We start from the raw sequence: 10470 nt of genomic DNA, 5'->3' as shown, positions 1-10470 counted from the left end.
TTATTGACCAATTCAGGTTCGACAACTATTACTTTTAATTCTATTACCAATTTAGGAACAACTTGTACCAGTCCTTTGAATTTCGGGGTTACTTTTATGGTGAATTCTTTACCGAATGTGAATCCAAATCAATTTATCATTAACGATATTTGTTTAGGACAAAGCGCAACAGGAACTATTTCTACTGCTACTAATTTAGCCAATAGTGATTATACCGTTATTTATAATTTAACTGGTGCTAATACTGCGAGTAATCAATCTACAATTATACCGATTGCATCAGGTGGCGGAAGTTTTGCTATACCGGCTTCATTATTAACTAACGCTGGTACCACTACTTTAACTATAGTTTCAATTACTAATAACACTACAGGTTGTACATCAAGTCCGATTGTTATCACTGATACTTTCTTAATCAATCCGTTACCGGATACAACTGGAACTACCGTTTCAGTTACCGAACCAATTTGTTTGGGTAATGGTTCGCTTGCAACGATAAATTCACCATTATTAGCTAATGGAACTTACACCATAAGCTACGATATAACAGGTGCAAATACCGTTTCAGGAACAGCTTCAGTAACATTGACGGCAGGAAATGGAACTTTTGTAATACAAGCTTCCGAATTAGTAAACGCGGGTAATTACATGATTTCAATTACGGCGATTACAAATCCAACTACTGTTTGTGCGGGAACCAGTTCATTAATAACGGATACTTTTGTTGTAAATCCTACACCGGAACTTTTAGTATCGGAAGTGACTATAGCTGACATTTGTGTGGGTTCTGGTGCAACAGTTTCAATCGCTAGTTTAGGTGGATTAACTGATGGAAATTATGACTTTACTTATAGTCTTTCCGTTTCAAACGGGCCAACTACCCAAACTGTACCGGTTTTGATTACCGGAGGAATTGGAAGTATCAATATTCCATCAGCTTTACTACCAAACATTGGATTAACATCGTTAACAATAAATACCATATTGAATACCGGAACTACTTGTTCCAATACATTTACAAATATTCACGTTGATTTTAATGTTAATTCGATTCCAACAATTAACCCCGGCGAAATGTCTGTTGCAGATGTTTGTTTAGCTCAAAATGCTATTGGTACAATATCAAATGCCGCAAATTTATCTAATGGTAATTACACTATTACTTATAATTTAAGCGGAGCCAACACAGCTTCAAATCAAACTACATCAACTGCTATAAATGGAGGAAACGGTACTTTTGACATTTCTAATCTATTGCTATCAAACACCGGATCGACAACAATTACGATAACTGCAATTACAAATACTTTAACTGGTTGTTCCACTTCTGGTCTGACAATTAGCGATAGCTTCACTGTGATTCCTTTACCTGATATTACAGGTGCGGATGTTAGTGCTTCAAACATTTGTATTGGCTCAGATGCTGAAGTATCCATAACTGGTGCGACTGGACTGAACAATGGCAATTACACTTTAGTATACGACTTATCTGGCGCTAATACCAGCACAGCTAATTCTATCTCTGTATTGTTTAATACTGGGGCTTCTGGTTTTACAATTCCAGCTGCACTTTTACTTAATGGCGGTTCGACTGTAATTACAATTCAAAGTTTTAGTTCTGACCTTACACAATGTGGTGCCAATACTATCACCCTGAATCCTGTAAGTTTTACTATTACTGATCCACAAACGGCAACTTTAAATACTGATGGTAATCTATTCTGTATTCAGGATCGTCCAACAATTGGTAATTTAACCTCAAATATTAGTGGAAACGGAATCATAACTTGGTATAATGCCCCATCAGGTGGAACTGCTTACAATGTTACTGACGCCTTAGTTAATGACACTACTTATTATGCAACTGTTACAGATGTTAATGGTTGTGTAAGTTCAACAAGATTAGAAGTCCTGGTTGATTTAACTGCATGTGATGATTTATTTATTCCGGATGGTTTTTCTCCAAATGGAGATCAGACAAATGATGAATTCTATATTAAAGACATAGAGTTATTATACCCGAATTTTCAACTGGAAATCTATAACAGATATGGAAACATGGTTTATAAAGGAAATGTAAATACACCAAGATTTAATGGTAAAGCAAATCAAACTACCATTGTTGGAAAAGATGTTCTACCTACCGGAGTATATTTTTATATACTGAATTTTAATGATGCTAGTAACACTGATCCTAAACAAGGAAGATTATATCTAAGTAGATAATATAAATTATGATGAAGAAAACGAACCTTTTATACGCGATATTTCTGTTGGCATTTGGTATTTCATATGCGCAACAAGATCCACAATTCACTCAGTATATGTATAACATGAGTGTAGTAAATCCAGGCTATGCCACTGATGATTTGGGTGTGATAAACTTTGGAGGAATATACAGAACGCAATGGGTAGGAGCTGTCGGTGCTCCTACTACCGCTTCCGTATTCATCCATGCACCACTAACTGAAAATCTAGAAACAGGTTTAAACATCGTTAAAGATGAATTGGGTGAAAATGTTTTAAACGAAACTACTGTTTCTGCTGATTTGGCTTATATAGTTAATCTTAATAATTCCTCAAAACTTTCATTAGGTTTTAAAGCTGGAGTAAATTTCTTTGACACCAATTTCAATGGGTTTCAACTGAATGATGATGAAACCAGTTCAGATCCGGCTTTTCAAAACATGAATGAAACTTTTTTTAATTTAGGTGCCGGAGCATTTTATTTCACAGACAAATATTACTTAGGTTTATCTGTTCCCAATTTTTTACCTAATAAACATTTAAAAGAAGCCAGTGGTGTTAATGCTATCGGAATTGATGAACTTCACTTTATTTTAACCGGAGGCTATGTCTTTAACTTATCGGATAATGTGAAATTCAAACCTGCCTTTATGGCAAAAATGGTAAGTAATTCTCCTTTGTCTGCAGATCTTACTGCTAACTTTCTATTCAATGAAAAATTCGAAATCGGTGTAGCACATCGATTTGATGATTCATTTAGTGGTTTAGTAAATTATAGAATCAACGAAAAATTACGAATTGGATATGCTTATGATCATACCATCAATAATCTTGGTCAATTTAATTCCGGTTCACACGAGATAATCGTTATTTTCGATTTAGACACATTTGGCATAAGAGGTTACGATAAATCACCAAGATTCTTCTAAAAAACAAAACCTATGAAAAAAATTATTTTTTTATTTATATTAAGTACTATTAGTATTTATGCTCAAGAAGGTCAATTAAAAAAAGCGGATAAATATTTTGCTTCCGCTTCTTATATTAAATCTGCAGAATTATATGCAACAATAATAAACGAAGGAAATACAGATCCGTTAGTCTTGAAAAAGGCTGGTGATTCCTATTATTTTGTATCCAATTTTGAAAAAGCGGAACCTATCTATAAAACACTTATTGATAATTACAAAGAAACTGTCGATGACAAATATATATTCAGATATGCCCAAACATTAAAGGCATTGAATAAAACATCTGAATCAAATAAATGGATGAGAATTTATGAAAAAGAAGTTCCTGCCACAGTTTATAAAGCCAATTTAGATAAACTTGAAAGCATTAAAAATGAAGGCAACAAATTTGAAATAACAAACTTACCTCTAAACACTAAATTTTCTGATTTTGGACCTGCATTATATGGAGATAAATTGGTTTTTTCTTCTCCTTCAAAAGAAAAAAGACTTTTTTCGAAAAAATATGGCTGGACAAAACAACCTTATTTAGATTTATTTGTTGCTAACATCGAAAACAATAAGGTAGACAGTATTGCAACTCCGTTTTCGACAACTTTAAATTCTAAATTTCACGAAGCAAATGTTACTTTCTCAGCAGATGGGAAAACTATTTATTTTACGAGAAACAATAGTGAAGATGGAAAAAGAAAGAAAGATGACAACAAAATTACTAATCTGGGCATATACAAAGCAGAATTAGTTAATGGTGTTTGGTCTAATGTTCAACCATTATCATTTAACAGCATTAATCACTCCACGATGCATCCGGCATTAAACAAAGAGAACAATCGTCTTTATTTTACCTCTGACATGCCTGGTTCTATAGGTTCATTCGATATATTTTATGTATCTGTTGATGAAAATGGAACATTTGGAAACCCAATAAATCTTGGTCCGGAAATCAACACTAAAAACAGAGAACAATTCCCTTTTATAGCTGATAATAATGCTTTGTATTTTTCTTCAGATGGTCACACTGGTTTTGGTTTATTAGATGTTTTTATGTCTGAGTTAAAAGAGGGCGTTTTTACAAAACCATTAAACGTTGGTTTGCCTGTAAATACCAATGCTGATGATTTTTCTTTTGTAGTTGACGAAAAAACTAAAAGAGGATTTTTCTCTTCCAATAGAGCAAATGGAAAAGGTGATGATGATATTTATAGTTTTTCACAAATAAGTCTTATAAAAGATATTGAATACTTAGTTCAAGGATTAATAAAAGATTCTGAATCAAACGCTTTAATTGATAAAGTAACAGTAACTTTATTTGATGAAAACGGAAAAAAAGTAAAAGAAATGACTGTAGATCAATCTGCTTCATATAAGTTTGATTTAGAAAAACCGGGCACTTATAAATTAGCTGCTTCGCATCCAGAATATGTACCTGCAGAAAAAACATTTACCATTTCTGATGATGGAAAAACTAAAAACGAACAAATCATCAAAATGCAACGAATTCCTAAAGTATTTAAAGACGAATTAATCACTAAAGAAGGAGATCCAAAAGTAATCACCGATAATGACGTTTTAATGTTCAATTTACCTGAAATCCTTTTTGATTATGATAAGCATAACATTCGCGATGATGCCAAAGTTCATTTGAATAAATTAGTAGCCAAATTAAAACAATATCCTCAAATCAATATTAAAATTGGTTCGCATTCAGATAACAGAGGATCTGATGAATATAATCAAATACTTTCTCAGCAAAGAGCCACTTCTACAAAAAATTATATAGTAGAAAATGGTATAAACAAAAACAGAATCACTGCAATTGGTTTTGGAGAAGCCAGCCCTAAAGTAGACTGTACAACACATGAATGCACAGAAGCTGAACATCAAATAAACAGGCGAAGTGAATTTGTGATAATTGTAAATCCAGATAGCAAATAATCAATCATAAAAAAAGACCTTTCAACTGAAAGGTCTTTTTTTATTCATTAAATCCGTTTGATTATAATTACAATCAAAAATTGGGTTTAAATTATTTCTGTTTTAGCGTTTTAACATTACTGTCATCTATACCATACGCTTTGATTACTGCATTATAATCTTTTGTATCAACCGCACTTTTGTTAGAAAAATATCCTGGAACTATAACAATTCTAAATGTTTTTCCTGAAGTGAAAGCTGAAGGCAACAGATTTTTATCAAAATCAGCATCAATAAAAATGGTAAACTGATCGTAAGAGAAATCAAAATTGTATTGAGCACTTCCCTCATTAAAATAATAAACCTGAGGCAACAAAGCCCAAGTATCAATTCCGTCATTTGTATTCACTAATTCATAAACCAAAATATTGTCACTATCTAAAATTACTGGGTTTAATCCAAAAGTTGTAGCAAAAAAATTAGCCTGATTAAACGAAGTGCTTACTTCAAAAACTTCAGATTCTGCGCTATAACCATCATTCCCATCGCGACCGGGTATCCCCTCTGGTCCTGTACAGCTTTGAAATCCAACCATCCCAACAACTGCAACTGCTAAAAGTAAAATTATTTTTTTCATAATATTAAAGTTTAAATGATTAATTATTGTTAAATTATATTTATCAGCATTCAATAATCAAGCCAAAAAATACTATTCGTTTGCAATTCAAAAAAAAGACCTTTCATCTCTGATAAGTCTTTAATATAAATTTAAAAAGTTACATATTTCTGCGATGTTAATTTACCTATATTTTATTGACTTAACAAGCGTTTTAGTCAACCATTAGTCAACCGACTTGATTTTTGAATATTGAAATCTCTTTTTATTTGATAAAATTAGTTCCTGATGATAGGAATAAAATTGAAAGTTTACTGAATAAAGCAAGTTTAAAATTTCTTTTATAAAAATACAAAAATTGCAATACCTTTTTGAATTTTACAACAAAAACTTATTTCTATTTAATACAATGGGTTTTTAAAAATATATTCATCAGCTAATTGATTTACTTCTTGTTTTGTTTTTACTTTTGTTGAAGTTATCCAATTGATAATGTCTGATTTTTTAAAATACAATCGTTTTCCAACTTTGAAATATGGAATTTTTCGCTGATGAGTTAAACCATAAACGGTTGCTTTCGATAAACCAACAAAACTTGCTACTTGCTCTATATTCATAAAATCATCATCACTATTTGATGACGTATTTAGTTTTTCAATTACTTTCTCAATGTTGTTTAATTTCTCTAATATAATTTCAAAAGGATTTTCCATTTTTACGTTCCGATATATTATTAATTGTGTTTATTGTTCTAACATTATATACTAGCAGCTCAAATAAATTAAAGGCAAGACTCCGAAAGATTTATTTTTTTTTACTAAATTTTTGAATCAAATACCTCATTATTTCTACTTTTTGAATTTCTTTTTGAATTTCTTTTTTAGTTTTATTTTGCTTTTTTGTGAATTGTAAAACCCTCTTTTTTATCAGATTATTTAATTTTAATAACTCTTCGTCATTTAGATGAATGGCAATATCAAAAACTGTTTCAGCTTTCATTTTAATAAATTTTTTGGTTAAATATCTAAATTGAAAATTTTAAAATTTCGTCAATTTTTTTCTATAATTGAATCTGTTTCCACCAAGGCTTAATAAATTCTATGACTTCATTAATACCTCTTTTTTTGATTTCTAGATCCATATTGTCTACTGTGTTCTCCCAAATTTGGTGTTTACCATCGACATATAAATAAATTATATTTGGCACATTCCAGTAAAATTTAAATCCTTCAAATTTAAATTCTAAATCACTTTTTTGATTTTTGTAATACTGAAAAGAAGGATTGAGTTTTTTTTCATCAACGTTAAAACAAAATTCAAATCTATTATTTACTTTAATATCTACTTTATCAATATAACTTTTGCAAATAAAACTATTCTCATTACCAAGTCTGCCATCATTATCCAAAACAAATTTCTTATGAATAAACACCTTATTGAATTGCTTTAATCTGTCCTCGGCTTTTTCTTTTTTAGTTTTTAGAATTTCCATTTCAAAACCTTCCTCGATGGTTTCTCTACTCATTTTTTCGAGTTCCGCACCATTTTTTATTTCAAGGATTTCTTCTAATGCCTCAGCAAATATTGAATCATCATCATTTCGTTTTCTCCATGATTCTATTTCGTTATCTTCATCAATATCAATTTTGTGCAATAAAACACCCATTTCACGATTGTTCTTTTCAGAATATTCATAAAGGTTCATTGATGCAATAAGTAAATAATTCTCATTATAGTAGCATTTTGCATGAACGTTTGGATGGTGCATTAAGTTTAAATTATCAAGAGCTAATAATTTTGTCTTGTCTTTATCAGTTAATTTGTTCTCCCGATATATAATTATGGTTTCTACACCACGTTTATTTGCATTGAAAAGACAATTATAGATATTGTCAGATAATTGCATATAAGGCGTTATTATCACTAATTCGCTAACTGTTTCGTTTATTATTTTTGGGATCCAGTTTATTAGACCTTTAGTATTTAAAAATTTCGGCATGTCAATAGTTTATTCATTACTTCCTAAAAAGTAGATTGGGTGTAAGGGTAATAGATTTTTTTGTTCATCGTTCATTTTGACATAGTACTCTTGCCATAAAGAAGTCAATCGATTGAAGTCAATCAATTCGATATGCTCTCTCGATTCTCTGGCTTCTTTTATTGCAGGTTTTGAAAAGGTACCAGAAGTAACAAAAATTCCAACATCAGTATTTCTTTTTAACGTTCCAGCTAATTTTTGCACTTCATCGGAGGAAACATTATCATTAGGTCTATGTTTAACTTGCACTATGATACGAGGCTGTTTAGTTCCCAAAGGATCTGTAAAAGCTATAATGTCAATTCCTCCGTCTGGGCCACGTTGTGCTATTTCAGAAATATAGTAGCCCATTGCTATTAATAATCCCGCCACTAAATCTTGAAATTCATAAGGGTTTTTACTGACAATGAAATTTCTAATTCCATTATAGGCTTCTTCCTCGTATTGGCTTAATATTGCTTTTTGTGCTTGACTCGTGTTAACTTCTGTAATATCTTCCTCAAGAATACCCTCTTCAATAGCTCCTTTTTTTCTTTTACCATCCCATTCACGATAAAGTTTTGTAGCTGTTACCAGTAATTTTTCTTGTCCTAGTTTTATGGCTTTTTCGCCTTCTTCTGTAAGTATCCAAGTACCTTTGTTTTTTCGTAAAAAGCCAGCTTTCATACAGTCAATAGTATAAAAATGCAATATTGATTCCCATCTAATGTAACCAGTTTTTTCATAGCGGTGACTTTCATATTCATCAAAAGTGATAGTTTCTCTAATTTTATCTACGACATCTTTACCACGCATTTCTCCCCCCGCCTCTTTCAATATTTTAAAGGTTGCAAAAATGGTTTTTTCTGCTATTTGTTGTGATTTTGATTTTGACATTTTTTTGTTTTTTTTAGTCGTATTCGTATATATATTTTACCAAATGAGAGGTTGGTTGCAACCCACGAGGATTATACCTGTTTATGTTTCTTCCACTTTCAGAAATGATATGCAAATGTTTCCGCGCCCTAGAAGCTAAAACATAAAGCATTTTCTTTGAATTGATTACACCATTGGAATCATTAAAATGAGGAACCCAATTTTGTAATAATCCAAACCCAATTATAACGTCATATTCAGTTCCTTTTACTCCATGAATTGTTGATATTTTAATTCCTTCTCGTTGTTTGAAAACTTTTTTAAAATTTTCAATAGATCCAATGAATTCATTTCCTTCTTTCTGTAATCTTGCAATTCTTGCTTCTGAACTACTAAAAAATGATTGATAGTGTTCAATTAATGAAGGAAAAACTGAAATATTGATTTTCAATTGATTTAATATTCCATCAAATATTTGTTTAAGATATTTTAATCCATCCTCTTCCTCAATTATAATAGAATTACATATTCTTAAAAGATCCTTAGGCAAAATCTCATCGATAGTAGCTCCAACAAAAGTTAATTCAGTCAATACTTCTTTTGCCCATCGAATTCTTCTTATGTATAAGTTAGGTGATGGTTCAGTCAAAACTATTCTGGATAATTTAAACCAAAAATTATCAATGTCTCTAGAAAAGGGAGCCATACCAGGTCCATCAAAACTATAATCTGGTAATCTTACCATTAACTTCCTTGTTAGACTTGCTAAAGGAATCCATTGGGGAGCTGCAATACAAATTTCATTTGGCTGAATTCCTTTATTTTTTATACTGTCCAGTATCAATCTAACAATTTCATCTTCTAATATCGAATGATTTATAATTCGATTAAAAGTTATCATACTATTATAGTTAGCGGAATTACCAGCAGGATTTATTCTATTAGGATACGTTTTAAAATAATCAAAATATCCAATAATTTTTGAAGATGAACGATAATTACTCTCTAAATGTTTTTCAACCAAATAGATATTTATAATTTCTTCCATTTCAGATTTTGGCATGGGATACCCGCCAAGAGTATCATAAATTGATTGGTTTGGGTCACCAACAATAAATAATTTTGTATGTCCCACACCCGTTTTTATTATTGAAAATATAATATGATATTGAATTTCTTTTGTATCCTGATATTCATCGATTAAAATGTAAGGGAAAATTTTGGAAAGTATTGAACAAATTATGGGGTTGTTTTTTAAAATTTTATAAGAATAATGAAGTATTTGCTCATAATCTATTTGCTTATTTTGTTTAAGAATTTCAAAATATTCATACAATACTGATCTTATTGAAGAATATTTATGTTCTTCGAGAGAGGTTATTTTGTACTTATTAATAGTAGCAAAAAATTGACAATCGTAGTAATTTATTTTAGGGTTGTCAGATTTAGAACAAAGGGTATTTAAAATTTCTTCTGAATCATGAGAATTTAAAATTTTAAATCCATGCTTAAGTTCTTCAATATAAAGGGAATAAGGCCTTAAAATCCATTCTGTGCAAAATGAATGTATTGTACCAATCCATAGTTGGGAAATATCTACTCCAAGGAGTTCTACACGCTCTTTAATTTCATCTGCCGCAGCATTTGTATATGTAATAGCAATGACAAATTCTTTTCCTGATTGTAACTTTGAAAGTTCGTAAGCAATTTTATAAGTTAATGTTCTAGTTTTTCCACTGCCAGGACATGCAATTAATAGAATGCTTCCATCTTCATGAATAGCAGATTCTTGTTCGCTATTTAAGTCCCCTTGATTCCAAATAAACATA

9 protein-coding genes are annotated in these 10470 nt (G+C 30.8%); 3 read left to right on the top strand and 6 right to left on the bottom strand.

Going from position 1 to position 10470, the window contains the following annotated elements; all coding sequences use genetic code 11:
* From VI621_RS01520 to VI621_RS01510, 3 genes are all read left to right on the top strand, one after another.
* Positions 1-2226: gliding motility-associated C-terminal domain-containing protein (locus VI621_RS01520; RefSeq protein WP_324216629.1), on the top strand; the 2226-nt coding region annotated here is incomplete at its 5' end.
* Between the two features lie 8 nt (positions 2227-2234).
* Positions 2235-3176: a type IX secretion system membrane protein PorP/SprF gene (locus VI621_RS01515; RefSeq protein ID WP_324216628.1), complete on the top strand. Its 942-nt coding sequence runs from the start codon at positions 2235-2237 to the stop codon at positions 3174-3176.
* A 12-nt stretch (positions 3177-3188) separates the two neighbouring features.
* Positions 3189-5153 (top strand): OmpA family protein, encoded by a 1965-nt coding sequence (locus VI621_RS01510; protein WP_324216627.1) that lies wholly within the window; start codon positions 3189-3191, stop codon positions 5151-5153.
* A gap of 91 nt (positions 5154-5244) precedes the next feature.
* Here VI621_RS01510 and VI621_RS01505 read toward each other — a convergent pair whose 3' ends face one another.
* The 6 genes from VI621_RS01505 to VI621_RS01480 all read right to left on the bottom strand — a co-directional run bounded on the left by VI621_RS01505 (position 5245) and on the right by VI621_RS01480 (position 10469).
* The gene (locus tag VI621_RS01505) at positions 5245-5769 is read right to left on the bottom strand and encodes a hypothetical protein (RefSeq protein ID WP_324216626.1); all 525 of its coding nucleotides are present in this window, start codon (positions 5767-5769) and stop codon (positions 5245-5247) included.
* Positions 5770-6149: 380 nt separating this feature from the next.
* Entirely contained in the window at positions 6150-6461 is a 312-nt protein-coding gene (locus tag VI621_RS01500) for a helix-turn-helix domain-containing protein (RefSeq protein WP_324216625.1), read from the bottom strand.
* A 91-nt stretch (positions 6462-6552) separates the two neighbouring features.
* On the bottom strand, positions 6553-6747 hold the full coding sequence (locus VI621_RS01495) for a hypothetical protein (RefSeq protein WP_324216624.1): 195 nt from the start codon (positions 6745-6747) through the stop codon (positions 6553-6555).
* A gap of 61 nt (positions 6748-6808) precedes the next feature.
* Positions 6809-7747, bottom strand: coding sequence for a phospholipase D-like domain-containing protein (locus VI621_RS01490; protein WP_324216623.1), 939 nt, complete (start codon positions 7745-7747; stop codon positions 6809-6811).
* A gap of 9 nt (positions 7748-7756) precedes the next feature.
* Positions 7757-8662, bottom strand: coding sequence for an Mrr restriction system protein (locus VI621_RS01485; RefSeq protein WP_324216622.1), 906 nt, complete (start codon positions 8660-8662; stop codon positions 7757-7759).
* A 13-nt stretch (positions 8663-8675) separates the two neighbouring features.
* Positions 8676-10469, bottom strand: a complete 1794-nt coding sequence (locus VI621_RS01480; RefSeq protein WP_324216621.1) for an ATP-dependent helicase — start codon at positions 10467-10469, stop codon at positions 8676-8678.
* Between the last annotated feature and the right edge of the window lies 1 nt (position 10470).

The sequence above is a fragment of the Flavobacterium sp. genome (assembly GCF_035292545.1).
In the GTDB taxonomy this organism is placed as follows: domain Bacteria; phylum Bacteroidota; class Bacteroidia; order Flavobacteriales; family Flavobacteriaceae; genus Flavobacterium.
Note: the sequence above shows the minus strand (reverse complement) of the source record. Positions and strands in the feature narration are given on the sequence as shown.